The organism is Paraburkholderia phymatum (assembly GCF_040965635.1).
GTDB classification, from domain to species: Bacteria; Pseudomonadota; Gammaproteobacteria; order Burkholderiales; family Burkholderiaceae; genus Paraburkholderia; species Paraburkholderia phymatum_B.
Map to the genome: position 1 here is coordinate 63,185 of NZ_JBFRCH010000007.1, position 26,392 is coordinate 89,576.

A 26,392-nucleotide genomic window follows, 5' to 3' on the forward strand; every position below is an offset into this window, starting at 1 on the left:
GATATGGCGGATAGCGTTCCACTCAACTCTGTAGAGATACCGAATACGGATCGAGTACGAATTGCCGAAATGTATGCGGAGGCGCAGGCTTGGCCGAATGCTGAAATTCGCGGGATAGTACGCGCTGGGGGTTACGAGCGTGAAGAACACCCCCAACGGATCGCGGCGCAGAGAGCAGGGGAACTCAAAAACTACCTGATCCAGTTGGGAATAAAGGAAGATAACATCTGGACTGATTTGCGAGTAGTTAGCGCACGTTTTGCGAACGTTGGTGGCAAGTTCGAGCCGTATCAAATTGCTGTGACAATGGTTCCAATTTGCGATGGCGGCTGCGAACGGCTATGCAACGAATCACGCATTGATTGGAACTCGAAAGCAATCAAATAATATGAGCGAATTGCATTGGAAATGGCGGTTAATATGCGTGGGCAGTTTGATGCGTGGACAACTTGCCTCTTCAATGGATGCTTACGCCTGCACAGCGATGGAGTTTATGCAAAGCAGGCTCCCGTTTAATTCCATTGACATACCTAACGCTGACAGACTGAAGATAGCCGATATGGTGCTGGAAGCGCGAAAATGGCCGGGCGTGCAGATGCGCGGCATTATCGAAGCGAACGCGTATGTGCGTGAATCAAATCCAAAAGAGCTGATCGAAGAGCGTGGTGCTGCACTGAAGGCATATCTGATTCAGCTCGGCATCAAGGAGGAGAATTTTTGCATTGAGCCACATGTACTCACTGAAGAAATGGCTCGAAATTCCAAAGGCGAACTCGATATCCACCAGATAGCCGTGACTCTCGTGCCGATCTGTGAAGGCAGATGTTCCCGGCTATGCAATGACCCACGCGTGACACCAACAAGCAAGGCTATTCAATAGTTTTCGCGTTCGTTTGGGATTGGATTTGACGCCCTCGAAATGAAATTTTCCCATTACGCTTTGGGCGCCATTGTTGGCCTTGTTTCTCTACAGGCGAGTGCATGCAAGGTCCTACTCCAGGATAACTTGCAGTTGGCGCTCAACGCACCTGACATCGGCAATAGCGATCGTCTCAGCTTGACACGCCATTACCTGACGGCCAGGGAGTGGACAACCGAGGGGGCAATGGCTTCGGTTGATGCGGCGGCGTTTGAATCTGAACTGAATCCCAAGGCGCTTGCAATAGAGCGGGGGAGAAATTTCAAAGCGTTTCTCGTCCAGTTGGGCTTCAATCCAGATGACATCGACGTGCACGAGCGAGTCATCAAGTCGAGGAAAGGGAAAATTGATCCCGACGATAAATGGCAGGTCGGTGTTGAATTTGTGCCTAAGTGCCCGTCTTCTGGAAGTCAGAGCTTATGTAACACGCCGAAACTTCAAGGCGTCGTTAGTTACGCAGTCACACACGATACCCCAGGACCTCCAGCAGATAGTTACCACTTCACTTGTGGTGACAACCGGGAACCGAGCAACGCGCGTTTCACGTCACAAGAGAGCTGGACACCGCGTACAGTTGATACCTTTTGGACGCTTGTTGAGAATGGAAAACCATTGACGCATGTGTGCTACCGGATTACGACAAGTGCACGTGAGTACGTTGGTATGACCGACGATCAGGGGCGCACCGGAACGATGCAGGTGCTTGGGCCTGAATACACCAGAATGGAAGTCAAGATTGACGCGGACAAGTATTCCGATTCGGTCAGCCACGAATAGGAACACATTTGATTGTTCAGTGCGTCAGGGGCCAATCCCCTTTTGCCGCGTCTTCGGCGCGGTTTTTTTACGCCTGGAACTGGCAAGTGACTTGACCGGTCTACATCGGTTGGGGGGCCTCATGACAATGCAGGGTAGTGCATCGAGGCATGCGCAATACCGTCATGGCTTTTGCGCGGGACCGGCCTCTATCATGGCGAGCGTCAGTGTCGCCTGCTGCTGGCAGCTTTCGCTCCCTGCTGCATCAGCTGTCCGTCCAGTTCGTCCCATTTCTCCGGGTCGCGGTTGCGGGAAAACATGAGACGTTCCCTGTCAATCGTCGCTTCGCTGACGAAGAAATACGTCACCGTTCAAGCGCCCTCGTGATCGCCTTGCAATCGGTTTCTGACGCGCTGGGATGCAGAGTCGCGCTGGCCATCGCCCGTGACCGTTTCGACGTCGGCGCCACGCTAGCCGGCGTGTTCGAGGGCGTTTTGCATTGCGCGAGAAAAGAAGGAACCGCAACCGCCCTAACTCCGCTTGCAGAAAATCGCCGTCACATGCGGCGCAACATGATGGACGATCGCCGTGCTGCCCGCTGCCGTGACGGCGGCTTGCACCTTCTCGTCGCTGCCCCAGACGACGGCGCCATAAGCCGACTTCGCAAGCGGCTCGCCGTTGCCGACGCGAAAGATGGGATCGTCCTGTTCATATCCGACGACGGCGAACACGCTAAAGCCATACGCGTTCAGGTTCGCGCCGCGCACGGGGCTAAACGCGTTAATCGAGTTGCTCTCGACGCGCATCGGCTTCGGATCGATCAACTGCTGGGCGGCGAGATCCGCGATGAACTTGTGCGCCGACTCATCGCAAGCGAGCGCGGCATCGAGCGACGCGGCGCGCGCGGCGAACGGCAGCGCCGACAACATCAGCGTAAACAGCACAGGGCGGACGAAAAAGCGTTTCATGGTATCGACAAACATCCGCGCGACGGCACGCGCACGCATAACTTCAAATGAAAGAGCAACGGGAAAGTCAACGGCGATTCACGCCAGGCGAATCAAAATAACTGGCAAAACAAAAACGCGGACAACGGCGCAGTACGCGGGGCAATCAGCACAACAAAGCCGATAACAGAGCCGCGACAGACGCGCACTCTACCTGCGTTCGACAATTCGTGCTGTCAGGTCCAACACGGGTAGGTCATTGAAACGCAACATAATTATGAGTGACTGAGGCAAGAAACCGCGATCCCGTATATATTTCCGGGTTATGACTTCGCAATCCAATCCGCCCCGGAATGTCCCGCCGCCCAAAATGTGGGATGCCAGGCTTGCCCGGCGGCTCATCATGCCGCTCGTCGATACACCCGTTACGCCCAACCATCTGACGACCGTACGCCTGCTTATCGGTCTTGCAGGCGGCCTTGCATTGGCGCGCGGCGGTTTCGCGTGGACCAACGTCGGCGCGTTTCTGATCGTGCTCTCCAACTTCGTCGATCACACGGACGGCGAGCTTGCGCGCGTCAGCGGCAAGTCGAGTCGCATCGGTCATTTTTACGACCTCGCCTGCGATGCGCTCGTCACCGTGCTGCTGTTTGCCGGCATGGGCTATGGGATGACGTCCTCTCAAGTCGGCGATCTGATCGGCTTCGCGGTGTCGCCGTTCCTGCTCGGCACCATCGCGGGCATCGCTGTCGCGCTGATCTTCTTCCTGCGCATGCGCATCGAAGAGATGGCGGGCAAGGCGGGCACCAAACAGGCGTCCGTCGGCGGCTTCGAGACGGAAGACGTTCTGTATCTGCTGCCCCTCGTCACGCTGATGAGCGGCGTCGCGCCGTTTCTCGTGGCCGCGTCGATCGGCGCACCGCTCTTTGCCGTATACGTGGTGATCGACTACCGTCGCGTCGTGCGCCGAACGCGCTCGGCGCAAGAAACCAGTCATGCATGGGTGAGCCGATGAGCACGCCCGCAGAAGAACACTTGACCACATCCAACTCGTTGAACAATGCCGGCCTCGCGCCGGCTTCTGCTGTTTCCGGGGCTGCATCGTCGTCGTCCGCTTCCGCGAATGCCGCGCCCGATGCGGATCGCGCCGTCGCGAGCCGTGTCCGCACGTTCGATAACGCGCAACTGCGCAAGGATTTCGACGACCAGAGCGCGTTTCTGTACCTCGAAGATTTCCTCGCGCCGGAAGTGACGGCGCAACTGATCGCAGCCGCGCGCGCGCTCCTGCCCGAAGTGAACCGCAACTATCTGCCGGGGCACAAGCAAGGCGGCAGCGTCAGCCGCCATACGATCGACCGTCTCGCGCCGTTCATCGCGCAGCTTTATCGCTCGAAGGAACTGATCGGCTGGCTCGAGCATCTGACGGGCGACAAGCTGCTGCTGTCGCCGCCCGACGATCCGCACGCGTACGCGCTCTACTACTACACGAAGCCCGGCGACCATATCGGCTGGCACTACGACACCTCGTACTACGACGGCCGCCGCTACACGCTGCTGCTCGGCGTGATCGACGAATCGTCGTGCCGTCTCGACTACGAACTGCACACGCGCAACCCGGACAAAGCCGACGTGCCCGGTTCGGTGCAGATTCCGCCAGGCGGCCTCGTGTTCTTCGACGGCGACAAGCTGCGTCATCGCATCACGCCCGCGCTCGACAACGAAATGCGCGTGTCGCTGACGTTCGAATACGTGACCGACCCGAACATGCGCCCGTGGCGCCGCGTGATTTCGAATCTGAAGGACGCGATCGCTTACTTCGGCTTCCGCCAGGTGTTCAGCCAGTTCGCACGCCGCAATGCCAGGGGAGAAGGCGTGTGACGCGCGCAGCGATGATCCTGCTGACGATCGGCGGTGCGCTGTTCGTCGCATTGCTCGCATGGCAGGGCTTCGGCCTCGTCGTGTCGACGCTGATGGCAGCCGGATGGGGCCTCGCGCTCGTCGCCGCGTTCCATCTGCTGCCGCTCGTGCTCGATGCGGGCGCGATCTCCGTGATGTTCGACAGGAAAACGAGGCATGTCACCGAGCGCGACGCGGTGTTCGCGCGCTGGATCGGCGAATCGGTGAACAGCCTGTTGCCCGCCGGGCAGATCGGCGGGCCGGTGATGATGGTCCGTCAACTGTCGCAGCGCGGTCTGCGCATGCGTGACGCCGCGGCGGCGATCACCGTCAGCACGACACTGCAGGCGCTCGCGCAGATTGTCTTCGCGATGCTCGGCTTGCTGCTGTTCGGCGCATCGGCGGCGCACGGCGCAATGCACGACCTGCAGACAGCCGCGCTGATCGCGACGGGCGTGCTCGGCGCGCTGATCGCCGGCTTCTATATGGCGCAGCGGCGCGGCCTGTTCGGCAAGGCGCTTCGCGTGCTGTCGAAAGTGTTCGGCAAGCGCGACTGGTCGTCGCTGACGACGCGCGCCGATGCCGTCGACGTCGCCGTGCGCGAACTCTACGGCCAGCGCGGCAAGGTCGCCGCGAGCTTCGCGCTGAGTCTCGCGGGCTGGATCGTCGGCACGGTGGAAGTGTGGCTCGCGCTGCGCTTTCTCGGCCATCCCGTTGGCTGGATCGACGCGTTGCTGCTCGAAAGCCTCGGCCAGGCGATCCGCGGCGCGGCCTTCGCGATTCCCGGCTCGCTCGGCGTCCAGGAGGGCGGTTATCTGCTGCTCGCGCCGCTCGTCGGCCTGCCGCCCGAAGCAGCGCTCGCGCTGTCGCTGGTGAAGCGCGCGCGCGAGTTGCTGCTCGGCTTGCCGGGCCTGCTCTATCTGCATTTCAGCGAACGTAGCTGGCAGCGGCGGCGCGCAACGCGTCTGCCCGCTGTCGATTGATCTCTTTGGAAAGGACCGCGAATGCGCGCCATCATTCTTGCTGCAGGTCTTGGCCTGCGTCTCCAGCAACCCGCCGGAGAACAGTTTCCCAAATGCCTGCTGCGTTTCGACGGCGTGACCCTGCTCGAGCGTCATCTGCAGATGCTCGATGCGGCGGGCGTCGATGAAGTCGTGCTCGCGCTCGGTTTCCAGCCGGAACTGGTCGAAGCCGAACTGAAGCGGATCGAATGGCCGCACAAGGTCGAGATCAAGCTGAACCCGCGCTTCGACCTCGGCAGCGTGCTCACCGTGCACACGGTCGCGGACGCACTGACGCGCGGCGGCGACGTGCTGCTGATGGACGCCGACGTGCTGTACGACGAGCGCATCCTGAGCGCGCTGGTGGCGGGCGAGCACGCGAATCGCCTGCTCATCGACCGCGATTTCGAAACGGGCGACGAGCCCGTCAAGCTGTGCCTTAAAAACGGCGTGCCTGTCGAGCTGCGCAAGCAGCTGGCCGTCGGGCTCGACTACGACACGATTGGCGAATCGGTCGGCTTCTTCCGTCTGCGCGAAGAAACGGCGAAGCGTTTTGCCGAGATCGTCGCGGGCTACGTCGACAGCGGTCGCGCGAACATGCCTCACGAAGAAGCCGTGCGCGATCTGCTGCTGGAACGCAGTCATGTGTTCGACACGGCTGACGTGACGGGCGCGCCGTGGATAGAGATCGACTTTCAGAACGACGTCGAGCGCGCAGCAGCGCAGATCCTGCCGATGCTGCAACCGCTGGTGGGCGCAGCGCGCTAAGCCGGCATCATAGACAGCGCTGTAAAGAATCGCGTGCACGGGCAACGGGCACGCGATTTTCTTTTGCTGCAAGCGTCGCAACATCGTTTGTTGAGCCGGTGCGATAATTGCGGCTTTACGCCGACGGTCTCCCCGCTGTCGCCTCCTCAACCATGCCCCTGGCAATAGGCGCATTCATCGTTCCGTTGATCGTCGCGTGCGCGATGTTCATGGAGAACGTCGATTCGACGGTACTCGTCACATCCCTGCCGGTTCTCGCCCGCGATCTCGGGCACGATCCCATCACACTGAAGCTCGCGATCACCAGCTACGTGATCGGCCTGGGCGTCTTCATTCCCGTATGCGGCTGGGTCGCCGACCGTTATGGTCCGCGTTCCGTGTTTCGCACGGCAATCGGCATCTTCATGGCGGGCTCGCTGATGGCGGCCGCCTCGACGAACCTGCCGCTCTTCGTCGCCGCGCGTTTCGTGCAAGGCATCGGCGGCGCGATGATGGTGCCCGTCGGGCGCATCATCATCTTCCGTTCGGTGCCGAAGTCGGACTTCATCCGTGCCGTCAACTATCTGACCGTGCCGGCGCTGCTCGGGCCCGTGATCGGACCGCCGTTGGGCGGCTTCATCACGACGTATCTGCACTGGCGCCTGATCTTCATCGTCAACATTCCAATTGGTCTGTTCGGCATCTGGCTCACGAACCGGCACATCGCGAACATGCGCGAAGCGCATCCTGGGCCGCTCGACTGGACGGGCTTTTCGTTGTCGGCGAGCGGTGCGTCGCTCTTCATGCTGGGACTGTCGCTGGTGGGCGGCGAACTGGTGTCGAACAGCGTCTCGGTGACGATGTGCGTGCTCGGCGCCGCGTTGCTGCTGATCTACTGGCGCTATGCAAGCCGTGTCGAGCGACCCGTGCTCGATCTGAAGCTGCTGCGCATTCCGAGCTTTCATGCGAGCGTGGTCGGCGGCTCGCTCTTTCGCATCGGTCTTGGCGCCGTGCCGTTTCTGCTGCCGCTGAAGTTGCAGGAAGGGCTCGGCATGACGCCGTTCGTCGCGGGCACGATCACGTGCGCCTCGGCGTTCGGCTCGATCTTCATGAAGACGATTGCTTCGTCGGTGCTCGCGCGCTTCGGCTTTCGACGCGTGCTGATGTTCAACGCGCTGCTCGCCGGCTGCGCAATCGCGAGCTATGCACTGTTCACGCCGAATACGCCGCACGTGCTGATCTGGTGCGTCGTGCTGTTCGGCGGCATCTTTCCTTCGCTGCAGTTCACGTCGCTGAACTCGCTCGCGTATGCGGACATTCCGAGCCGCGACGTCGGACGCGCGACGAGTGTCGCGAGCGTCGTCCAGCAGATCTCGCTGGGCCTCGGCGTGACGGTTGCGGGGATCGTGCTGCAGATTTCGCACGAGCTGCAAGGCCATTCGACTATCGTATGGACCGACTTCTGGCCCGCGTTTCTCGCGATCGGCCTGTTCTCGCTCGCGTCGATCCCCGTGACGGCGAAGCTTCCGCATAACAGCGGCGAAGAACTCGCGCGCGGCGGCAGAGGGCAGGCCTGACGCGCGGGCTCTGCTTGAGCGCGCATGAACGCCGCGTCAAAGCCTGCAATCAAGACATCAAACGGCTTCGTGCACTGCACGCAGGAACTGCTGCGTGCGCTCATGTTGCGGCGACGTGAAGAACTGCTGCGGCGGTCCTTGCTCGATGATCTTGCCTTGCGAGAAGAAGCACACACGGTCCGCGAATTCACGTGCGAAGCCCATCTGGTGCGTGACCATCAGCATCGTCAGATTGTGTTCTGCGCCAAGCCGGCGAATCACGTTCAGCACTTCGCCGCACAGCTCAGGGTCGAGCGCGGACGTCACTTCGTCGAACAGCATCACTTTCGGACGCATCGCGAGCGCCCGCGCAATCGCGACGCGCTGCTGCTGACCGCCCGACAGTTGCGACGGATAGTGATTGCACTTGTCCTCGAGCCCGACCATCGACAGCAGTTCGCGCGAGCGGTCCGTCGCTTCCTTGCGCGACAGTCCGAGCACCTGCATCGGCGCTTCGATCGTATTCGCGAGCGCCGTCATATGCGGGAACAGATTGAAGCTCTGAAACACCATGCCGATCTTACTGCGCACGCGTCGCAGATGCGCGGGCGATGCAGGCACGAGCCCGCCGTTCTTGCGCATGTGGGTCAACGGCTCGCCGTCGACTTCGATCATGCCGCCCGTCAGCGGATCGAGCGTCATCAATACGCGCAGCAGCGTCGACTTGCCTGAACCGCTCGGCCCGATGATGGCAACCTTCTCGTTGGGCGCGATGTCCAGATCGAGTTCGTCGAGCACGGTGAGCGCGCCATAGCGCTTCGTCACACGGGCGAAGCGCACCATCGGCTGCTGGCCGCCGGCGTTCGGCGCGTCGCCGTGCGCGGAAACGGGCTCTCGCTTCATCTCTTTCTCCATCACGGGGGACTCGGATTGCAAGTGGGTATCGATGTCGGTGCGCGACTTCATGGGAGCCTCAAACGGAATTCGAGCCGCCGCACGAGTTGTGCGAACGTAATGCTGATGACGAGAAAGAACAGGCCTGCAAGCGTGATCGGCTCCAGATAGCGGAACGTTTCCGAGCCGACGTTTTTCGCCTGCTGCATCAGTTCGACCACGGTGATGGCCGACAGCACGGGCGTGTCCTTGAACATTGCAACGAGGTAGTTGCCGAGCGCGGGAATGATGGGCCGCACCGCTTGCGGCAGAATCACGCCGGCATAGGTGCGCCATGGCGACAGCGACAACGCGCACGCCGCTTCCCACTGTCCGCGCGCGACGCCGTTCAGGCCGGCGCGATACACCTCGGACGTGTAGCACGCATAGTGCAGCGCGATGCCGATCGTGCCCGCCATCAGCGCGGACATCGTGATGCCGTAAACGGGCAGCACGTAGTAGAGCACGTACACCTGGATCAGCAGCGGCGTGCTGCGGATGAACTCGACGATGAATGCCACCGTGCGCGACACGGACTTGATGTGGCTGCGCCGCAGGATCGCGAGTGCGAGGCCGAGCACGAGCGCGATCGCGAAGCCGACGAGCGTGATCAGTATCGTGTACACCGACGCGCGCGCGAGTTGAGGCAGGATGTGCGCGGCGTACTGCAAATCGAAGAAGTGATTCATGACGCCGCCTTTGGCACGGTTCGAACGATGATGCCGTGGCTCACGCGCCGCTCGAAGTAGCGCATCAGCGTGGCCAGCAACTGCGCGAGCACGAAGTAGATGACGAGCGTGAGGCAGAAGATCTCGGCCGTCTTGAACGTCGCTTCGTCGAGCTGACGCGCGCGGAACGTGAGATCGGACAGCGTGATCAGCGACACGAGCGACGTGCCCTTCAGCAATTCGATCATCAGATTGGTCGCGGGCGGCAGCGCGCAGATCATTGCTTGCGGCAGGATGATGCGGCGCATGCGTGAGAATGCCGACATGTTCAACGCGAGCGCCGCTTCGAACTGGCCGCCCGGCACCGAACGCAGCGCGCCGCGCAAAATCTCCGAACCATACGCGCCGTAGTGCAGGCCGAGCCCGACGATTGCCACCGTGAACGGCGTCAGCTCGATCCGGAACGGCGGCAGCGGCAGCACGAAGAAGAACCAGAAGAGCTGCACGAGCAGCGACGTGCCGCGAAACACCTCGACATACACGTTGCCGGTCCAGCGCAACGGCGCCCACGGCGAGAGCCTCGCGGCCGTGCCGACGAACGCCATCACGATTGCAAGCAGCGTGCCGAGCACGGCGATCTCGACAGTGACGAGCGTGCCTTGCAGCAGCAGGGGAAACAGTTCACGCATGGCGGTGGCCTCGCTTGCATGACGGCGCATCGGCGCGCCTCGGATTGAACGGGGGAAGCATTTTGAGTGCCTCCCCCGGCGTGCGATCGCGCTGCATCATGTGCGGCCCGATGCGTGAGCGGCGAATCACTGGCCGCAGATTTCGGCGGCCTTTTTGGTAGTCAGATTCGATTTGTCGAAGCCGAACGGTCCGACGGTTGCGAGATGATCGGGCGTACCGAGCCATTGATGCAGTTGCTTGTTCACGGCGTTGCGCAGATCGGTGTCTTCCGGGCGGAACGCGAGCGCGCCATAGCCAGTATGCTTCGGATCGTCCTTGAATACGGAGACCGTTTCGACCTGGCCCGCGTCCTTCGCGGCGAGGCCCTTCATCGTGAGCGCCGTGCCCGCGGCCGCATCGGCGCGTCGCGTGCGCACGGCCTGAAGTTGCGCCGTCGTATCGGGTACCTGCAACAATTGCGTGTCCTTCACGCCCGCATCGCGCGAGTTCGCGACTTCAACGGCACCCGCCATCACGGCCAGTTTCAGATCCGGCTGCTTCGCGATGTCGGCGAAGCTATGCAGGTTCTTCGGATTGCCCTTCGTCACGAGCAGCGTGTCCTGGATCTGATATTGCGGATCGGCAAAAGCGACCTGCTTGCAGCGCTCCGGCGTGATGTACATGCCTGCGGCGATGACGTCGAAGCGTCCCGCGCGCAGGCCCGGAATCAGCGAGCCCCATTCCGTCAGCACGGCATCCACTTTCTTCACGCCGAGCTTCTCAAAGACCTTGCGCGAAATTTCCGGCGATTCGCCCGTTACTTTGCCATCCGGCGTCGTATAGGCGAACGGTGCTTCGTTCGCGTAGCCGATGCGGACTTCGCCGGTGCGCTGGATGCGCTGCAACGTCGTTTCAGCCGACGCGAACTGGGTGTGCATTGCAAGGCCGGCTGCCGCGAGGCAGAAGGCGCCGAGCATGACGGACGTGCGCTTCGATTTCATGTCGATTCCGTAGGCGAAAGTAAAAGTAACGAATGTCGTGCCACAGCGGCGCGATCCCCGGGAAAACCCGGTGTGGCAAGGGTTCCAGCGTATCGAGCGACCTGAAACCGAACCATGAGCGCAGCATACAAAGCCATTTTTTTGTTCCCATTGCACTAGGACAATTATTTTCTGGGCTGCTTTCGTCGCACTATGCATGCTGTAGAGCTTTGCATGGGACGGGAGTAAGTGCTCTGCACCAACTCCCGTCGACAATGGAGACGGTAGTGATAGAACAATGGCGGGATGCGGTCGGCGCGGTGCGTGGCGTCGAATCGAAATACAAGCGGCTGGTGAAGGCGATTGCAACGGATATCGAAAGCGAGTCGCTGCGCGCGGGCGCGCGTCTGCCGCCGCAGCGCGATGTCGCGTCCGAACTGTCGATCAGCGTGCAGACAGTGACGAACGCGTACAAGGAACTGGAGCGGCAAGGGCTGATCCGCTGCGAAGTGGGGCGTGGCAGCTTCGTCGCCGAGCGCGTCACTGAGACGATGTCGAACTACATGCTCGATACGGCCGAGCGCTCCGTGGTCGACTTTTCGATTGCGCGCATCATCCATACGCCCGAGCACGACGCGATGTGGCGCAAGGTCTGCGCGACGCTCGCGAAGATTGACGACCAGCCGTGGATACGCGCGTTCAGGCCCATCGTGGGCTTCGAGCATCACCGGCAGGCGGGCATCGCGTGGCTGGAGTCGCTCGGCATGCCGGCTTCCGTCGATACGCTGCTCGTCACCAACGGCGCGGCGCACGGCATCTTTCTCGCACTCGCATCGCTGGTCGGTCCCGGCGATACCGTGCTATGCGAAAGTCTGACCGATCACGGCGTGATCGGCTCCGCGAATGTCCTGGGGTTTACGTTGAAAGGGCTGGAGATCGACGAGTACGGCATCCATCCCGAGCACTTCGAAGAGATGTGCGATAGCGAGCGCATCACCGCGCTCGTCTGCACGCCGACGCTCAACAACCCCACCGTTGCGCTGATGCCCGAATCGCGGCGCCGCGCAATTGCGCGCATTGCCGAGCGCTATGGCGTGTACGTGATCGAAGACGATGTCTATGGCCCGTTGCCCGCCACGCGTCCCGCGCCGATTTCGAGTCACATCCCCGAGCTGTCGTTCTACTGCACGAGCATGACGAAGTCGGTGATGGCCGGCTTGCGTACGGGCTATATGACGACGCCGCGCCGTCTCGCGCTGCGCGTCGAGAGCGTGTTGCGCGTCAGCAGCTGGATGGCGAACTCGCCGATCGCGGAAGTGGCGACGCGCTGGATCAACGACGGCACGGCCGCGCGTCTGGTGGAGATGCAGCGCGAGCGGCTCGCCAAGCGCCAGGCGCTCGTGCAGAAAATACTCGGACCGTATGTGCTCGGCTCGCATCCGCATGCGCTGTCCGTGTGGCTGCGCGTGCCCGATCACTGGCAGGCGGACCGGCTCGTGCGCGAGTTGCGCAATCGCAATATCGCCGTGACGTCGCCCGATCCGTTCCTCGTGCGCGGCGCGGAACGGCCCAATGCTGTGCGGCTGTGCGTGGGCGCGGAAGTGAGCGAAGAAACGTATCAGGAAGCGCTCGAAACGATGCACGATGTCTTCGAGCAGTACCCGCAGGTGCATGACTTCGGTTGATAGCAAGGCCGCATCGGGTGAGCGCACGGCGATACAAGACGAAATGTACCAGGACAATAGAAAAGAATATTTAGAACATTAGACTGGCCACACTGAGTCCGGTGTGGCCCACGTTCGACGTATTGAAATATTGACGTCTGGGGATTTCCGCATCGGTCGCGTTTCTCATGCAGGGCCGATGCCAATGTCCGTTCTCTCGCTTGCCGATGTCTATCGCGCTCGACGCCGTATCGAAGGGCGCGTGCTGCGCACGCCGCTCATCGAATCGCCCACCTTGTCGGCGCTTGCAAAAATACCTGTTTATCTGAAGCTCGAAACGGTCCAGCCGACGGGCAGCTTCAAGCTGCGCGGCGCGACCAACGCGCTCGTGCGTCTTGCGGAAACGGGATGCAAGCGCGTGGTGACGGCGTCGACGGGCAATCACGGGCGCGCCGTCGCGCATGCGGCGCGAGCGCTCGGCATCGAAGCGGCCGTGTGCATGTCATCGCTCGTGCCGTCGAACAAGGTCGAGGCCGTGCGCGCGCTGGGTGCGCAGGCGCGCATCGTCGGCAAGAGCCAGGACGACGCGCAGGCCGAAGCACAACGCCTCGTGCGCGAAGAAGGCTATGCGTATGTGCCGCCGTTCGATCATCTCGACGTCATCGCCGGACAGGCGACCATCGGCGTCGAAATCGCCGAGGACTTGCCCGATGTTGCGCACATCGTCGTGCCGTTGTCGGGCGGCGGGCTCTTCGCCGGGATTGCGTTCGCGGCGAAGCAGATCAATCGCGCGGTGCGTATGACGGGCGTGACGATGGAACGCGGCGCCGCGATGCACGCGAGCCTCGAGGCGGGCAAGCCCGTGCTCGTCGATGAAGTCGAGTCGCTCGCGGACTCGCTGGGCGGCGGCATCGGGCTCGACAACCAGTACACGTTCCCGATCACGCGCGAGTTGATCGATGAAGTCGTGCTGCTCGACGAAGCGACGATCGCGCGCGGCCTCGTGCATGCGTATGAACACGAACGGCTGGTGCTCGAAGGCGCGGCCGCCGTCGGCATTGCGGCGCTGCTCGCGCAGCGTTTGCACAATGCCCCTGATTTTCAAGGCCCGATCGTGCTGATCGTGACGGGTGCCAATATCGACATGAATCAGCATCGGCGCATCGTGTGCGCAGGCTGAACGAGTTGCATGGGACCAGAGTAAATGCTCTGCATGCGGCTGGAGTAAGTGCTGAAGCACTAACTCCAGCCGACAGCTAAAGCGCCAACTCTGATCGACAAAAGGAGACACTGCATGACTGCCATTACCCTCTTGGGCGAATCGCAACTGCGCGAACTCGTACCGCTCGATCTCGCCGCGATCGATCAGGTCGAATCCGCGTTCCTGTCGCTTGCCACCGAGCCCGTCGCAATGCCGCCCATCTTGCGGCTCGACCTGCCCGAGCATCGCGGCGAAGTCGATGTGAAGACGGCCTACTTGCCGCGCTTCGACAGCTTCGCGATCAAGGTGAGCCCCGGCTTCTTCGATAATCCGAAGCTCGGTCTGCCGAGCCTCAACGGACTGATGCTCGTTCTGTCGGCAAAAACAGGCCTCACGGAAGCGGTGTTGCTCGACAACGGCTATCTGACGGCCGTGCGGACGGCGGCGGCTGGCGCCGTCGCGGCGCGCTGGCTCGCGAAGCAGCAGGCGCCGAGCGTCGCCGTGATCGGCGCGGGCGAGCAGGCGCGTTTGCAACTGCAGGCGTTGTCGATGGTGCGAAAGATTGAGCGCGTCAAGGTATGGGCGCGCAACCGCGCGAACGCCGAGCAATTCGCGGCGGACATGTCCGTGCAATTGCACATCGCCGCTGAAGTCGCGCGCGACGTTCATCACGCGCTCGCCGAAGTCGACATCGCGATCACCACGACGCCGAGCACCGAGCCGCTGATCCAGGCCGCCGACCTGCATCCGGGCCTGCACATCACGGCGATGGGCTCGGACGCGGAACACAAGAACGAAATCGCGCCGCAAGCGCTCGCGGCGGCGCGCTACATATGCGATCGCGTCACGCAGACGCGCGTGCTCGGCGAACTGCATCACGCGATCGAAGCGGGTGTCGTCGATGCGAACGCAAAGCACGCGGAGCTTGGACAGGTCATCGCAGGACAGGCCAAAGGACGCACGAGCGACAGCGACATCACGCTGTGCGATCTCACGGGCACGGGCGCGCAGGACACGGCCATCGCGACGCTCGCCGTCGCGCGCGCCCGCGCGGCCAACGCAGGGACCATTTTCCGTAACGACATGAAGCGCTGAGAGGAAACCATGTCAGATACACCCCAACAGGCGGCGACCCCCGTGGTTCGTTTGCCTTTCGATCGCGCCGAATACGACGCACGCATCGCGAAGACACGCAAGGCGATGGAGAAGGCGCAGATCGATCTGCTGATCGTCACCGACCCGACCAACATGGCGTGGCTCACCGGCTACGACGGCTGGTCGTTCTACGTGCATCAATGCGTGCTGCTCGCGCTCGACGGCGAGCCCGTCTGGTACGGCCGTGGACAGGACGCGAACGGCGCGCTGCGCACCGTGTTCATGAAGCGCGAGAACATCATCGGCTATCCCGATCACTACGTGCAGTCCACCGAGCGTCACCCGATGGACTATCTCTCGCGTGAAGTGATCGAGGCGCGCGGCTGGCAGTCGCGCCGCATTGGCGTCGAGATGGACAACTACTATTTCAGCGCCGCGGCCTATGCATCGTTGCAGCGCAATCTGCCGAATGCGACGTGGCGCGATGCGACGGCACTCGTCAACTGGCAGCGTGCCATCAAGTCGCCGCGCGAGATCGAGTACATGCGCATTGCCGCGCGCATCGTCGAGAAGATGCACGCGCGTATCGTCGAGCGGATCGAGCCGGGCATGCGCAAGAGCGATCTCGTCGCCGACATCTATTCGGCGGGGATCACGGGCATCGAAGGCTACGGCGGCGACTATCCCGCGATCGTGCCGCTGCTGCCCACAGGCGCCGATGCCGCCGCGCCGCACCTGACGTGGGACGACTCGCCATTCGAAAAGAACGCCGGCACGTTCTTTGAAATCGCCGGCTGCTTCAAGCGTTATCACTGCCCGCAGTCGCGCACCGTGTATCTGGGCAAGCCGCCGCAGCATTTCATCGATGCGGAAAAGGCCGTGGTCGAAGGCATCGAAATGGGGCTGGCGGCTGCGAAGCCGGGCAATACCTGTGAAGACATCGCGAATGCGTTCTTTGCGGTGCTGCGCAAATCGGGCATCGAGAAGAACAGCCGCTGCGGCTATCCGATCGGCGCGAGCTATCCGCCGGACTGGGGCGAGCGCACGATGAGCCTGCGTCCCGGGGACAAGACGGTCCTCGAACCCGGCATGACGTTCCACTTCATGCCGGGCCTGTGGCTCGACGACTGGGGACTCGAAATCACGGAGAGCATCCTGATTACCGAGTCGGGTGTCGAGCCCTTCTGCAACACGCCGCGTAAGCTGTTCATCAAGGAGTAGTGCAATGCGGGCATCACCCATTCATGCCACTGTCGATTTCGAAGCGGACGGCGAACAGCACGGTTTTCTGAAGCTGCCGTATTCGCACGACGCTTCCGCGTGGGGCGCCGTGATGATCCCCATCACGGTGATCCGTCGCGGCGATGGCCCGACCGCTCTTTTGACGGGCGGCAATCACGGCGACGAGTACGAAGGTCCGATCGTGCTGTCGAAGCTCGCGTCGACGCTGAAGGCGAGCGAAGTGACGGGACGCGTGATCATCGTGCCATTCATGAACTATCCGGCGTTTCGCGCGGGCAGCCGCACGTCGCCGATCGATCGCGGCAACCTGAACCGCAGCTTTCCGGGCAAACCGGACGGCACGGTGACCGAGAAGATCGCCGACTACTTCCAGCGTTATCTGCTGCCGCTCGCGGATTACGTACTCGATCTGCACGCGGGCGGACGCACGCTCGACTTCGTGCCGTTCGCAGCCGTCCACGTGCTCGACAATGCGAAACAGCAGGCGCGTTGCGAAGCGGCGATGCGCGCATTCGGCGCACCGTATTCGATGCGGATGCTCGAGCTCGATAGCGTCGGTCTGTTCGACACGGCTGTCGAAGAAGCGGGCAAGGTGTTCGTGTCGACGGAACTGGGCGGCGGCGGAACGGCGACGGTTGCAAGCGTCGCCGTGGCCGAGCACGGCGTGCGCGGCTTCCTCGCGAATGCGGGCGTGCTGCCGGCGGCACCTGCCGACGACGCATCCGTGCGCACGACGACGTTGCTCGACATGCCGGACGGCACTTGCTACACGACGAGCGAGCACGACGGCCTGCTCGAATTGTGCAAGGACCTGGGCGACAACGTCGAAGCGGGCGAAGTGATCGCGCGTGTTCACGACGCGACGCGCACGGGCGCGAAGCCGTTCGAATATCGCGCGAAACGCAGCGGCCTGCTCGCGGCACGGCATTTTCCGGGGCTCGTGCATATCGGCGATACGGTGGCCGTGGTGGCCGATATCGTCGAGCGCGGCATTCCCGTTTCGACGGGCACCGCGAAAAAGTAAGGGCACGTGCCGATGATGAAACTCGATCGCTACGATCTCGCGATTCTTCGCATCCTCGCGCAGGACGGACGCATCACGAAGTCGCGTCTTGCGGAGGAAGTGAACCTGTCGATCTCGCCTGCGTGGGAGCGCGTGCGGCGGCTCGAAGAGAGCGGCGTGATTCGTGGCTATCGGACGGATATCGACTGGGCACGCGCATTCAAGGGCAGCCGCATCATCGTCGAGGTGACGCTCGCGCGGCACACGGCGCAAGACATGCGCCGTTTCGAAGAGCGCGTCGCCGCCGCCCCCGAAGTGACGCAATGTCACGCGACGGGCGGCGGCGTCGATTATGTGCTGCACGTGATGTCGCGCGACATCGATCACTATCAGCGCTTCATCGATGCGCTGCTCACCGATGAGCTGGGTATCGAGCGCTACTTCACGTATATCGTGACGAAGGTCGTGAAGAACGTGCCCGAGACGATGCCGGACTGGGCCTCGGATGCAATCAGCGGCGGCGAGTGAAGCCGTCGATGCAGTGCTAGACGGGCGGCCAAAAAACTTCGCGTAGCGCCGCGCCAAAACAGAAAAAACACACAGCGCCGGCGCTCCGAACCAAAAAAACACGATGCGTATCGCCCGTACAGTAACAGTCAGATAACGCACATAGGAGATCGTCATGTTGCTGGGTCATCCCGTTCTGTTCAAGTCGCTGTGTTACGTCGATGGCCGTTGGGTGCATAGCGAAACGGCATCCACGGTGGCCGTGCAGAATCCCGCGGATCAGGAAGTGATCGGCCACGTGCCGATGCTCGAAGCGCCGCAAATCACGCAAGCCGTCGATGCCGCACAGCGCGCGTTCGAAACATGGCGCTGGGTGCCCGTCGCGAAGCGCGCGGCGTTGCTGTTGCGCTGGCACGAACTCGTGCTGCGCCATCAGAACGATCTCGCGGGCATTCTCTCGCTGGAACAGGGCAAGCCGCTCGCAGAAGCCGCCGGTGAAATCGCGTATGGCGCGAGCTTCATCGAATGGTTCGCGCACGAAGGCAAGCGCCTGAACGGCCGCACGATTCCGACGCATATCGACGGCGCGCATCTCGGCACGATGATGGAGCCTGTCGGCGTGGCCGCATTGATCACGCCGTGGAATTTCCCGAACGCGATGATCACGCGCAAGGCAGCGGCCGCGCTGGCGGCGGGTTGCACCATCGTCGTGAAGCCCGCGCACGAAACGCCGTTCTCCGCGCTCGCGCTTGCGCAGCTCGCGGAAGAAGCCGGCTTTCCGGCTGGCGCGTTCAACGTCGTGCTCGGCGAACCGCAAATGGCGATGGAAACGCTCGTGCGCGATCCGCGTGTGCGCACGGTGAGCTTTACGGGTTCGACGCGTGTCGGCGGGCTCGTGATGCAGGCCGTCGCGCAAAGCGGCATCAAGAAGACGGCGCTCGAACTGGGTGGCAATGCGCCGTTCATCGTCACGGAAGACGCCGATCTCGAACAGGCCGTGCGCGTGGCCGTGAGCGCGAAGTTCCAGACGTCGGGCCAGGACTGCTGCGCGGCGAACCGTATTCTGGTTGCGCGTCCGATTTACGACGCGTTCGTCGAGCGCTATGCGCAAGCCGTGCGCGCGTTGAAAGTTGGCTCGGCATTCGAAGCGGGCAGCGAAGTGGGGCCGCTGATGCATCAGGCTGCGTTCGATGCAACGGTGCAACGCGTCGAAGATGCGCGGGCGAAAGGCGCGCGCATCGTCGCGGGCGGCGCGCCGCATGCGCGCGGCGGCTGGTTCTTCGAGCCGACCGTGGTCGCCGATGCGGGCAAAGGCATGCGCATCTACGATGAAGAGAACTTTGCGCCCATTTCTCCGGTGTCGCCGTTCGATACGCTCGACGAAGCGATCGCCCGCGCGAACGACACGGAGTACGGCCTCGCTGCGTATCTCTGCGCAAAGGATATGAACACGGTGTTCCAGGTTATTCGTCGACTGGACTTCGCGATGGTTTCCGTGAACGGCGTGAAGTTCACGGGCGCACCGATTCCGTTCGGCGGCATGAAGGCATCGGGCCTCGGCCGTGAAGGCGGACTCGAAGGTTTCGAGCCGTTCGTCGAAACGCGTTACTACTGCCTCGGTCAATTGGGCTTGCCTGTCGCCGACGCTGCTTCTTGTGCTCATCGGCCGCACGCCGCTTGAGACCTGTCATTCAACTATCGATCAGAAAACGGAGTTTCCCATGACCCAGCTCGATCAACTGTTTAGCGCGGACCGCGCGCATTTCATGCACCCGTCGACGCACGCTCACGACCACGCGAGCGGCGCGCTGCCCGGCCGTATCGTCACGGGCGCGAAGGGTATTCGCATCGAAGACCATCAAGGCAAGTCGTTCATCGACGCGTTTGCCGGCCTCTATTGCGTGAACATCGGCTATGGCCGCACGGAAGTCGCGGACGCGATCTACGAGCAGGCGAAGAAGCTCGCGTACTACCACACGTATGTCGGCCACTCGACGGATACGATCATCGAGTTGTCGTCGCGCATCATCGACTGGTCGCCGAAGGGCATGAAGAAGGTGTACTACGGCCTGTCGGGCTCGGACGCGAACGAAACGCAGATCAAGATCGTCTGGTACTACAACAACGTGAAGGGCCGCCCGAACAAGAAGAAGATCATTTCCCGCCAGCGCGGCTATCACGGCTCCGGCATCGTCACGGGCAGCCTGACGGGCCTGCCGAGTTTCCATCAGCATTTCGATCTGCCCATCGAGCGCGTCAAGCACACGGTGTGTCCGCACTGGTATCGCCAGGCGCCCGCGGGCATGAGCGAAGCGCAGTTCGTCGACTATTGCGTCGAAGAGCTGGAGAAGCTGATCGCCAAGGAAGGCGCGGACACGATTGCCGCTTTCATCGCCGAGCCCGTGATGGGCACGGGCGGCATCCTGCCGCCGCCGGCCGGTTACTGGCCCGCGATCCAGAAGGTGCTGAAGAAGCACGACATTCTGCTGATCAGCGATGAAGTGGTGTGCGGCTTCGGACGTCTGGGCTCGAAGATGGGCGCGCAGCACTTCGGCATCGAGCCGGATCTGATCACCGTCGCGAAGGGCCTGACGAGCGCGTATGCGCCGCTGTCGGCCGTGATCGTCGGCGAGAAGGTTTGGGACGTGATCGCCAAGGGCTCGCAGGAACATGGCCCGATGGGACATGGCTGGACGTATTCGGGGCATCCCGTTTGCGCCGCTGCGGCGCTCGCGAACCTCGACATCCTCGAGCGCGAGAACCTCACGCAAAACGCGGCCGACGTCGGCGGCTATCTGCTCGCGCAGATGCACGCTGCGTTCGACTCGCATCCCCTCGTCGGCGAAGTGCGCGGCGCGGGCATGCTGGCTGCTCTCGAATTTATGGCGCATAAGGAAGAGCGCCGTCCGTTCGATGCCGCGTTGAAGGTCGGTCCGCGTGTATCGGCTGCCGCGCTGCAACGCGGGCTCATTGCGCGTGCAATGCCGCATGGCGACATCCTCGGCTTTGCGCCGCCGCTCATCACGACGCGCGCCGAAGTCGACGAGATCGTTTCGCTGACCAAGGCCGCCGTGGATGAAGTCGCATCGCAGGTGCTCAAGGACGCGGCCACGGCATAACAGCGTCCACGCTGATTTGCAATTGGCGTAATCGAGTGCGAAAGCGGCCCCATGCACAACGAGTGCATGGGGCCGCTTCGCATTTGTGCGCATTGCGTGTTATAAGCCCAAAGACAGGCTTTTCGTTCCTGAACCGGAAGAATGTCTTTGGAGACGCACGTTGAAATTAATCGATAAAGCAAAGTTCTCTGCAACAGCCCTCGCGGTGGCCGGGCTTTTCACAACTTCCGCGGGTTTTCTCGAATCCGCACCGGCCTACGCCAAGGCCCCTCCCAAACAGCAGGTCGTACTCGATGCGTCGGCCGTGGCCGTCGCCGACAAGTACAGCGCCGATGCCGCCGAGCATATCTTCAAGGAAGGCGGCAATGCTGTCGATGCGGCCGTCGCGATCGCGTTCACACTGGCCGTCACGTATCCCGAAGCGGGCAATATCGGCGGCGGCGGTTTCATGACGCTGTACATAAACGGCAAACCGTACTTCATCGACTATCGCGAGCGTGCGCCGCTCGCTGCGAAGCGCACGATGTATCTCGACGAGCAGGGCAACGTCATCAAGGGCAAGAGCCTCTATGGCGCCGATGCCGTTGGCGTGCCGGGAACGGTTGCGGGCATGTGGGAAGCGCAGCATCGCTTCGGTAAGCTGACGTGGAAGCAGGTACTGGCGCCAGCGATCAAATACGCGCGCGATGGATTCGAAGTCGACGAGCAGCTTGCGCAGCGCCGCGAAAATGCGGAAAAGGACTTTGGCGGCAAAACGAATTTCGACACCTATTTCGGCAATCTGAAACAGGGCGTCAATTTCAAGCAGCCGGATCTTGCGGCCGTGTTGACGCGCATTGCGAATCAGGGCGCGCGCGAGTTCTATAACGGCAAGACGGCCGATCTGATTGCCGCGTCGATGAAGAAGGACCACGGCCTCATCACGAAGCGCGACCTGCAGGAGTACAAGGCCGTGTGGCGTCAGCCCGTCCAGGCGAACTGGAACGGCTATCGCGTGATCACTGCGCCGCCTCCGAGCTCGGGTGGTATCGGCCTCGTGCAATTGCTGAAGATGAAGGCGGACCGCAAGGACGACTTCAATAATGTCGCGCTCAATTCGCCGCAGTACATTCACCTGATTTCGGAAATCGAAAAGCGCGTGTTTGCGGATCGCGCGCAATATCTTGGCGATCCCGACTTCTACAAGGTGCCGGTTGCGCAGCTGACGGACGACGCATACATCGCAAAGCGCGCATCGGAAGTGAATCCGACCACACTATCGGACACGAAGAGCGTGCAGCCAGGGCTGGGCACGTCGATGCCCGAGAAGGCGGAGACGACGCATTTCTCGGTGGTCGACAAGTGGGGTAACGCCGTCTCGAACACGTACACGATCAACGGCTATTTCGGCTCGGGTGTCGTGGCGGAAGGCACGGGCATCGTGCTGAACGACGAGATGGACGACTTCGCGTCGAAGCCGGGCGTGCCGAACATGTTCGGCGTGGTGGGCAGCGACGCGAACTCGATCGAACCGAAGAAGCGCCCGTTGTCGTCGATGACGCCGACCATTCTGACGAAGGACGGCAAGGTGTCGCTCGTGATCGGCACGCCGGGCGGGTCGCGCATCTTCACGTCGATCTTCCAGGTGATCAACAACGTGTACGACTTCAACATGCCGTTGAACGAAGCCGTTGCCGCGATGCGTTTTCACCATCAACTGCTGCCGCCGAACACGATCTTCTGGGAGCCGTACAAGCCGATCGACGGAGACCTCGCGAAGCAGGTCGAAGCGAAGGGCTACACGTTGCAGGCGCAGAACTTCAACGGCGACATTCAGGCGATCAAGATCAACGGAGAGACGCCGCAACCCGTATCCGACCCGCGCGGACGCGGTGTGACGCGAGTGATACCGTAATAGCGTGACGTGCATCGGCACGTCGTGTCGATTCGCTTTGCAGCGGGCATTGCCGGAATGGCAGTGTCCGCTGTTTTTACTTTCAGCAGCGGGAGAGGGCGATGAATCAGCCAGTCACACCGAACGATACCGCCGAGCTGCGCTTCGAAGGATTGAGCGCCGTTACGCTGGCGACGCACGACATGCAGCGCGCCGTTGCGTTTTACCTTGCGCTTGGGTTTCCGCTTTCGTATGGCGGGCCGTCCGAAGCGTTTACGTCGTTTGCATTCGGCGGCACTTATCTGAATCTGATCGTCGATACGCGGGGGCCCGTTCTCTGGTGGGGACGGGTTATCGTTCACGTGTCCGACGTGGACGCTGTCTATCACAAGGCGCTTGCGGCGGGATTCACGCCGGAGGCCGCGCCTGCCGATGCTTCGTGGGGCGAGCGATACTTTCATATTAGCGATCCCGATGGACATGAGATCAGTATTGCAAAGAGGCTTTAGTGTTTGACATTCGCCGCCGCGCAACCGGCGGCAAAGCCGCTGCTGGTGCGCTGTCGGGCGCAGCGGCAAAGGGAGTAATATGAATGACACCCACGATCGCCACAATCACAAGAGCCCACGCGCAGAGTAACCCCCTTCCGTGGAATGGAAGAAACCAGGAGCCACTGTGATGAAGGAATCCGAGCAGGAATTGGACGGCGCGACGCTCGCCGCCCGGCAGCGCCGTTTCGAAGAGGACCTCGTCGACGCATACGACGAGGAACTGGAAATGGAAGTGGACGACCGTATCCTCGACGGCTCGGAGGGTTTTACGCCCGAAGCACGCGAAGCCCGCAAGCACTATTTCCGCGAATTGTTTCGCCTGCAAGGCGAGCTCGTCAAACTCCAGGACTGGATCGTCAAGACGGGGCATCGCCTCGTCGTGATCTTCGAGGGCCGCGACGCGGCAGGCAAGGGCGGTGCGATCAAGCGCATCACGCAGCGACTGAATCCGCGCGTGTGCCGCGTCGCCGCGCTGCCCGCACCGAACAACCGCGAACGCACGCAGTGGTACTTCCAGCGCTATGTGAGCCATCTGCCCGCGGGCGGTGAAATGGTGCTGTTCGATCGCAGCTGGTACAACCGCGCGGGCGTCGAACGCGTTATGGGCTTCTGTAACGACGACGAGTACGAAGAGTTCTTCCGCTCAGTGCCCGAATTCGAAAAGATGCTGGTGCGCAGCGGTGTCCAGATTCTCAAGTACTGGTTCTCCATCACCGACGAAGAACAGGAAATCCGCTTCCAGGCGCGCATTCACGATCCGCTCAAGCAATGGAAGCTGAGCCCGATGGACCTCGAAAGCCGTCGGCGTTGGGAGGACTATACGCAAGCGAAGGAAGTGATGTTGCAGCGCTCTCATATCCCCGAGGCGCCGTGGTGGGTCGTGCAGGCCGTCGACAAGAAACGCGCGCGCCTGAACTGCATTCATCATCTGCTGAGCCAGGTTCCGTATCATGAGATCGAACACCCGTCGATCATGTTGCCGGAACGCGTCTATCACGACGATTACATTCGTCAGCCTGTGCCGTCGTCGATGATCGTGCCCGAAGTCTATTGATCGACGCTCTGTTCACAGGGCTCAAATGAAAAGCGCGGCTTGCTGGCCGCGCTTTTTTGTTTGCCGCCCGGGGCGAATGGCCGTCGATCAGAACGTATGGCGGAACACCCAGTACAGACATGCCGACAACGCAATCGACGCCGGCAGCGTCAATACCCATGCCAGCACGAGGCTGCGCACGGTGCCCCATTGCAGTCCCGAGCCGTTTGCAGCCATCGTGCCCGCAACACCCGACGACAGCACGTGCGTCGTCGAGACGGGAAGCCCGTAGACGTCGGCGGCGCCGATCGTCACCATCGCGACGAGTTCGGCCGACGCGCCCTGGCCATAGGTCAGATGCTGCTTGCCGATCTTCTCGCCCACCGTCACGACGATCCGCTTCCAGCCCACCATCGTGCCGAGACCCAGCGCAATCGCCACCGCGACCTTGACCCACGTCGGAATGAACTTCGTCGCGTGGTCCATCTGCTTCTTGAAGTTGTCGATCGCTTTGGCGTCGTCCGGCGCAAACGCGGGCTGCTTCGCTTTTTCCATCAGGCGGATCGCTTCGGACGCCACATACATGTTGTTGCGCACGTTATCGACGATGTCTTGCGGTACGTTCGCCATCGAGCCCGACGCGCCGACCTGCTGGCCGATCTGTTCCGATAGCTTCTGCAGCGCGGGCACCGTCGCGGGCGTCAGTTGACGCGTGCGCACATAGTTCTCCACTTCCGTGCGCGCCGCGGCGACAGGCGGCGCGCCCTCGGTCGTGTACTTGCCGAGCGTGGCGGAAGCCTGCTGCGAAACCGCGAGGAACGTCTGCGTTTCCGTTGCGTTGACGGCCTTGTTCAGCGCGTAGGCCGTCGGCACCGTGCCGATCAGGATCAGCATGATGAGGCCCATGCCCTTCTGGCCATCGTTCGAACCGTGCGCGAACGAAACGCCCGTGCAGGTCAGAATCAGCAGCGCGCGAATCCAGAACGGCGGCGGCTCTTTGCCCTTCGGCTCGGAATAGAGCTCTGGCACGCGCACGATCGCCTTGAGGATCAGCAGCAACAGCGCAGCCAGCAGGAAGCCGACAATGGGAGAAAACAGCAGCGATTTGCCGACACCGAGAGCTTGCGCCCAATCGACGCCGCTCGTGCCGTTCGGGCCGTGCAGCATCTGGTTCATCAAGCCGACGCCGATGATCGAGCCGATCAGCGTATGCGAACTCGACGACGGCAAGCCGAACCACCACGTGCCGAGATTCCAGATGATCGCGGCGATCAGCAGCGCGAAGACCATCGCAAAGCCAGCACTGCTGCCCACCTGCAAAATCAGTTCGACGGGCAGCAATTGAAGGATGCCGAATGCGACTGCGCCCGTCGATGTCAGCACACCGAGGAAATTCCATGTGCCCGACCAGACGACAGCCACGCTAGGCGTCAGCGAGTGGGTATAGATGACGGTTGCGACCGCGTTCGCCGTGTCATGAAAGCCGTTGACGAATTCGAAGCCGAGCGCGATCAATAGAGCAATACCAAGAAGCAGATACGGAACGAACGAACCCATGCGCACGGATTCGAGGTCGCCGATCAACTGGAACGCGCAATAGACGGCGCCCGCGACGAGCGCGATCAGAAACACGGCGACGCCTAAATTGCGGTTCTTTGCGGTTGCAGCACCTGGTTGCGGGTATGAGAGTTCCGGCATGGCCTGGGCCTCGGGGGAAGGTTCGGGGGGATTTACGATGCTGCAAGGCCAGTATGTCTGTACGATGACAGCGGCGTGACGGATGCTGCCCCTTAACGTTTACGCCTTGAATCAAGGGGTTTTTGAGCAGCGGCGCATGCTCGTCCGGGCATGCGATGGTGTAGTGCCTTAAAAGAAGAGCGCGTTGGCACGAACGCTTGAATGCCTGCTTGACCGCCCTTTGCGGCCTTGAAAATAGAGACATCCCTTTCGCGACTGGCTGCAACAGGAAGTGTGGCTAACGCAGCGCAGCTTCGAAACATCGGCGGCATCGGCCGTGCCTCTGATAAGCGGC

Annotated in this window: 26 protein-coding genes; 19 read left to right on the plus strand and 7 right to left on the minus strand. The window is 61.9% G+C overall.

Features of this window, described 5'->3' with window-relative positions:
* Positions 1-3: 3 nt before the first annotated feature.
* The 3 genes from AB4Y32_RS15655 to AB4Y32_RS15665 are packed head-to-tail and all read left to right on the plus strand — an operon-like array spanning position 4 to position 1,696.
* Positions 4-387 (plus strand): hypothetical protein, encoded by a 384-nt coding sequence (locus AB4Y32_RS15655; RefSeq protein WP_368722197.1) that lies wholly within the window; start codon positions 4-6, stop codon positions 385-387.
* 1 nt (position 388) lies between these two features.
* The gene (locus AB4Y32_RS15660) at positions 389-880 is read left to right on the plus strand and encodes a hypothetical protein (RefSeq protein ID WP_368722198.1); all 492 of its coding nucleotides are present in this window, start codon (positions 389-391) and stop codon (positions 878-880) included.
* 39 nt (positions 881-919) lie between these two features.
* Positions 920-1,696 (plus strand): hypothetical protein, encoded by a 777-nt coding sequence (locus AB4Y32_RS15665; RefSeq protein ID WP_368722199.1) that lies wholly within the window; start codon positions 920-922, stop codon positions 1,694-1,696.
* 203 nt (positions 1,697-1,899) lie between these two features.
* Here the strand turns inward: AB4Y32_RS15665 and AB4Y32_RS15670 are convergent, their stop codons facing one another.
* Both AB4Y32_RS15670 and AB4Y32_RS15675 read right to left on the minus strand, forming a co-directional pair.
* A complete protein-coding gene (locus AB4Y32_RS15670) occupies positions 1,900-2,043 on the minus strand; it encodes a hypothetical protein (protein ID WP_368722200.1) in 144 nt (47 codons plus the stop codon).
* 162 nt (positions 2,044-2,205) lie between these two features.
* The gene (locus tag AB4Y32_RS15675; RefSeq protein WP_368722201.1) at positions 2,206-2,643 is read right to left on the minus strand and encodes a hypothetical protein; all 438 of its coding nucleotides are present in this window, start codon (positions 2,641-2,643) and stop codon (positions 2,206-2,208) included.
* 304 nt (positions 2,644-2,947) lie between these two features.
* On the opposite strand from AB4Y32_RS15675, the gene AB4Y32_RS15680 reads away from it, so the two are divergent.
* The 5 genes from AB4Y32_RS15680 (at position 2,948) to AB4Y32_RS15700 (ending at position 7,843) form a co-directional block, all read left to right on the plus strand.
* On the plus strand, positions 2,948-3,637 hold the full coding sequence (locus AB4Y32_RS15680) for a CDP-alcohol phosphatidyltransferase family protein (protein WP_368722202.1): 690 nt from the start codon (positions 2,948-2,950) through the stop codon (positions 3,635-3,637).
* Positions 3,634-4,500 carry a HalD/BesD family halogenase gene (locus tag AB4Y32_RS15685; RefSeq protein ID WP_368722203.1) on the plus strand — a complete coding sequence of 289 codons (867 nt, stop codon included), beginning with the start codon at positions 3,634-3,636 and terminating at the stop codon, positions 4,498-4,500. Before AB4Y32_RS15680 ends, AB4Y32_RS15685 begins: the two co-directional genes overlap by 4 nt.
* Positions 4,497-5,501 (plus strand): flippase-like domain-containing protein, encoded by a 1,005-nt coding sequence (locus AB4Y32_RS15690; protein WP_368722204.1) that lies wholly within the window; start codon positions 4,497-4,499, stop codon positions 5,499-5,501. The genes AB4Y32_RS15685 and AB4Y32_RS15690 overlap by 4 nt, the downstream gene beginning before the upstream one ends.
* Before the next feature lie 21 nt (positions 5,502-5,522).
* Positions 5,523-6,287, plus strand: a complete 765-nt coding sequence (locus tag AB4Y32_RS15695; protein WP_368722205.1) for an NTP transferase domain-containing protein — start codon at positions 5,523-5,525, stop codon at positions 6,285-6,287.
* A gap of 107 nt (positions 6,288-6,394) precedes the next feature.
* Positions 6,395-7,843 carry an MFS transporter gene (locus AB4Y32_RS15700; protein ID WP_368722206.1) on the plus strand — a complete coding sequence of 483 codons (1,449 nt, stop codon included), beginning with the start codon at positions 6,395-6,397 and terminating at the stop codon, positions 7,841-7,843.
* A 57-nt stretch (positions 7,844-7,900) separates the two neighbouring features.
* Here the strand turns inward: AB4Y32_RS15700 and ehuA are convergent, their stop codons facing one another.
* The 4 genes from ehuA to ehuB all read right to left on the minus strand — a co-directional run bounded on the left by ehuA (position 7,901) and on the right by ehuB (position 11,093).
* Positions 7,901-8,788 (minus strand): ectoine/hydroxyectoine ABC transporter ATP-binding protein EhuA, encoded by an 888-nt coding sequence (gene ehuA, locus AB4Y32_RS15705; protein ID WP_439899794.1) that lies wholly within the window; start codon positions 8,786-8,788, stop codon positions 7,901-7,903.
* Positions 8,785-9,444 carry an ectoine/hydroxyectoine ABC transporter permease subunit EhuD gene (ehuD, locus tag AB4Y32_RS15710; RefSeq protein WP_368722207.1) on the minus strand — a complete coding sequence of 220 codons (660 nt, stop codon included), beginning with the start codon at positions 9,442-9,444 and terminating at the stop codon, positions 8,785-8,787. Before ehuD ends, ehuA begins: the two co-directional genes overlap by 4 nt.
* Positions 9,441-10,112: an ectoine/hydroxyectoine ABC transporter permease subunit EhuC gene (gene ehuC / locus AB4Y32_RS15715; RefSeq protein WP_368722208.1), complete on the minus strand. Its 672-nt coding sequence runs from the start codon at positions 10,110-10,112 to the stop codon at positions 9,441-9,443. Before ehuC ends, ehuD begins: the two co-directional genes overlap by 4 nt.
* Before the next feature lie 126 nt (positions 10,113-10,238).
* Positions 10,239-11,093, minus strand: a complete 855-nt coding sequence (gene ehuB, locus AB4Y32_RS15720; protein WP_368722209.1) for an ectoine/hydroxyectoine ABC transporter substrate-binding protein EhuB — start codon at positions 11,091-11,093, stop codon at positions 10,239-10,241.
* A gap of 254 nt (positions 11,094-11,347) precedes the next feature.
* Here ehuB and AB4Y32_RS15725 point away from each other — a divergent pair, with 254 nt between their 5' ends.
* The 11 genes from AB4Y32_RS15725 to ppk2 all read left to right on the plus strand — a co-directional run bounded on the left by AB4Y32_RS15725 (position 11,348) and on the right by ppk2 (position 24,381).
* Entirely contained in the window at positions 11,348-12,757 is a 1,410-nt protein-coding gene (locus tag AB4Y32_RS15725; RefSeq protein WP_368722210.1) for a MocR-like ectoine utilization transcription factor EhuR, read from the plus strand.
* Between the two features lie 184 nt (positions 12,758-12,941).
* Positions 12,942-13,916 carry a hydroxyectoine utilization dehydratase EutB gene (eutB, locus tag AB4Y32_RS15730; protein ID WP_368722428.1) on the plus strand — a complete coding sequence of 325 codons (975 nt, stop codon included), beginning with the start codon at positions 12,942-12,944 and terminating at the stop codon, positions 13,914-13,916.
* A 114-nt stretch (positions 13,917-14,030) separates the two neighbouring features.
* Positions 14,031-15,032, plus strand: coding sequence for a cyclodeaminase (locus tag AB4Y32_RS15735; RefSeq protein WP_368722211.1), 1,002 nt, complete (start codon positions 14,031-14,033; stop codon positions 15,030-15,032).
* A gap of 9 nt (positions 15,033-15,041) precedes the next feature.
* Positions 15,042-16,253, plus strand: a complete 1,212-nt coding sequence (gene doeA / locus AB4Y32_RS15740; protein WP_368722212.1) for an ectoine hydrolase DoeA — start codon at positions 15,042-15,044, stop codon at positions 16,251-16,253.
* Positions 16,254-16,257: 4 nt separating this feature from the next.
* Positions 16,258-17,298, plus strand: coding sequence for a N(2)-acetyl-L-2,4-diaminobutanoate deacetylase DoeB (gene doeB, locus AB4Y32_RS15745; RefSeq protein ID WP_368722213.1), 1,041 nt, complete (start codon positions 16,258-16,260; stop codon positions 17,296-17,298).
* A gap of 15 nt (positions 17,299-17,313) precedes the next feature.
* The gene (locus AB4Y32_RS15750; RefSeq protein ID WP_090866948.1) at positions 17,314-17,805 is read left to right on the plus strand and encodes an Lrp/AsnC family transcriptional regulator; all 492 of its coding nucleotides are present in this window, start codon (positions 17,314-17,316) and stop codon (positions 17,803-17,805) included.
* 154 nt (positions 17,806-17,959) lie between these two features.
* A complete protein-coding gene (locus AB4Y32_RS15755) occupies positions 17,960-19,465 on the plus strand; it encodes an NAD-dependent succinate-semialdehyde dehydrogenase (protein WP_368722214.1) in 1,506 nt (501 codons plus the stop codon).
* Positions 19,466-19,505: 40 nt separating this feature from the next.
* Positions 19,506-20,903 carry an aspartate aminotransferase family protein gene (locus tag AB4Y32_RS15760; protein WP_368722215.1) on the plus strand — a complete coding sequence of 466 codons (1,398 nt, stop codon included), beginning with the start codon at positions 19,506-19,508 and terminating at the stop codon, positions 20,901-20,903.
* A 160-nt stretch (positions 20,904-21,063) separates the two neighbouring features.
* Positions 21,064-22,797 carry a gamma-glutamyltransferase gene (gene ggt / locus AB4Y32_RS15765; RefSeq protein ID WP_368722216.1) on the plus strand — a complete coding sequence of 578 codons (1,734 nt, stop codon included), beginning with the start codon at positions 21,064-21,066 and terminating at the stop codon, positions 22,795-22,797.
* 101 nt (positions 22,798-22,898) lie between these two features.
* A complete protein-coding gene (locus AB4Y32_RS15770; protein WP_368722217.1) occupies positions 22,899-23,285 on the plus strand; it encodes a VOC family protein in 387 nt (128 codons plus the stop codon).
* Positions 23,286-23,454: 169 nt separating this feature from the next.
* Positions 23,455-24,381 carry a polyphosphate kinase 2 gene (gene ppk2, locus AB4Y32_RS15775; protein WP_368722218.1) on the plus strand — a complete coding sequence of 309 codons (927 nt, stop codon included), beginning with the start codon at positions 23,455-23,457 and terminating at the stop codon, positions 24,379-24,381.
* 87 nt (positions 24,382-24,468) lie between these two features.
* Here ppk2 and AB4Y32_RS15780 read toward each other — a convergent pair whose 3' ends face one another.
* Complete coding sequence (locus AB4Y32_RS15780) at positions 24,469-26,058, minus strand: inorganic phosphate transporter (protein ID WP_368722219.1); 1,590 nt, start codon at positions 26,056-26,058, stop codon at positions 24,469-24,471.
* Between the last annotated feature and the right edge of the window lie 334 nt (positions 26,059-26,392).

What these genes read in the sequence shown, in the direction of transcription:
- ehuA (WP_439899794.1), bottom strand. Translation starts at nt 8,788, where the DNA reads ATGAAGTCGCGCACCGACATCGATACCCACTTGCAATCCGAGTCCCCC.
- AB4Y32_RS15665 (WP_368722199.1), top strand. Translation starts at nt 920, where the DNA reads ATGAAATTTTCCCATTACGCTTTGGGCGCCATTGTTGGCCTTGTTTCT.
- AB4Y32_RS15725 (WP_368722210.1), top strand. Translation starts at nt 11,348, where the DNA reads ATGGAGACGGTAGTGATAGAACAATGGCGGGATGCGGTCGGCGCGGTG.
- ehuB (WP_368722209.1), bottom strand. Translation starts at nt 11,093, where the DNA reads ATGAAATCGAAGCGCACGTCCGTCATGCTCGGCGCCTTCTGCCTCGCG.
- AB4Y32_RS15760 (WP_368722215.1), top strand. Translation starts at nt 19,506, where the DNA reads ATGACCCAGCTCGATCAACTGTTTAGCGCGGACCGCGCGCATTTCATG.
- AB4Y32_RS15685 (WP_368722203.1), top strand. Translation starts at nt 3,634, where the DNA reads ATGAGCACGCCCGCAGAAGAACACTTGACCACATCCAACTCGTTGAAC.
- ehuD (WP_368722207.1), bottom strand. Translation starts at nt 9,444, where the DNA reads ATGAATCACTTCTTCGATTTGCAGTACGCCGCGCACATCCTGCCTCAA.
- eutB (WP_368722428.1), top strand. Translation starts at nt 12,942, where the DNA reads ATGTCCGTTCTCTCGCTTGCCGATGTCTATCGCGCTCGACGCCGTATC.
- AB4Y32_RS15680 (WP_368722202.1), top strand. Translation starts at nt 2,948, where the DNA reads ATGACTTCGCAATCCAATCCGCCCCGGAATGTCCCGCCGCCCAAAATG.
- AB4Y32_RS15695 (WP_368722205.1), top strand. Translation starts at nt 5,523, where the DNA reads ATGCGCGCCATCATTCTTGCTGCAGGTCTTGGCCTGCGTCTCCAGCAA.
- AB4Y32_RS15655 (WP_368722197.1), top strand. Translation starts at nt 4, where the DNA reads ATGGCGGATAGCGTTCCACTCAACTCTGTAGAGATACCGAATACGGAT.
- AB4Y32_RS15675 (WP_368722201.1), bottom strand. Translation starts at nt 2,643, where the DNA reads ATGAAACGCTTTTTCGTCCGCCCTGTGCTGTTTACGCTGATGTTGTCG.
- AB4Y32_RS15660 (WP_368722198.1), top strand. Translation starts at nt 389, where the DNA reads ATGAGCGAATTGCATTGGAAATGGCGGTTAATATGCGTGGGCAGTTTG.
- ehuC (WP_368722208.1), bottom strand. Translation starts at nt 10,112, where the DNA reads ATGCGTGAACTGTTTCCCCTGCTGCTGCAAGGCACGCTCGTCACTGTC.
- AB4Y32_RS15755 (WP_368722214.1), top strand. Translation starts at nt 17,960, where the DNA reads ATGTTGCTGGGTCATCCCGTTCTGTTCAAGTCGCTGTGTTACGTCGAT.
- ppk2 (WP_368722218.1), top strand. Translation starts at nt 23,455, where the DNA reads ATGAAGGAATCCGAGCAGGAATTGGACGGCGCGACGCTCGCCGCCCGG.
- doeB (WP_368722213.1), top strand. Translation starts at nt 16,258, where the DNA reads ATGCGGGCATCACCCATTCATGCCACTGTCGATTTCGAAGCGGACGGC.
- AB4Y32_RS15770 (WP_368722217.1), top strand. Translation starts at nt 22,899, where the DNA reads ATGAATCAGCCAGTCACACCGAACGATACCGCCGAGCTGCGCTTCGAA.
- AB4Y32_RS15735 (WP_368722211.1), top strand. Translation starts at nt 14,031, where the DNA reads ATGACTGCCATTACCCTCTTGGGCGAATCGCAACTGCGCGAACTCGTA.
- doeA (WP_368722212.1), top strand. Translation starts at nt 15,042, where the DNA reads ATGTCAGATACACCCCAACAGGCGGCGACCCCCGTGGTTCGTTTGCCT.
- AB4Y32_RS15780 (WP_368722219.1), bottom strand. Translation starts at nt 26,058, where the DNA reads ATGCCGGAACTCTCATACCCGCAACCAGGTGCTGCAACCGCAAAGAAC.
- AB4Y32_RS15750 (WP_090866948.1), top strand. Translation starts at nt 17,314, where the DNA reads ATGAAACTCGATCGCTACGATCTCGCGATTCTTCGCATCCTCGCGCAG.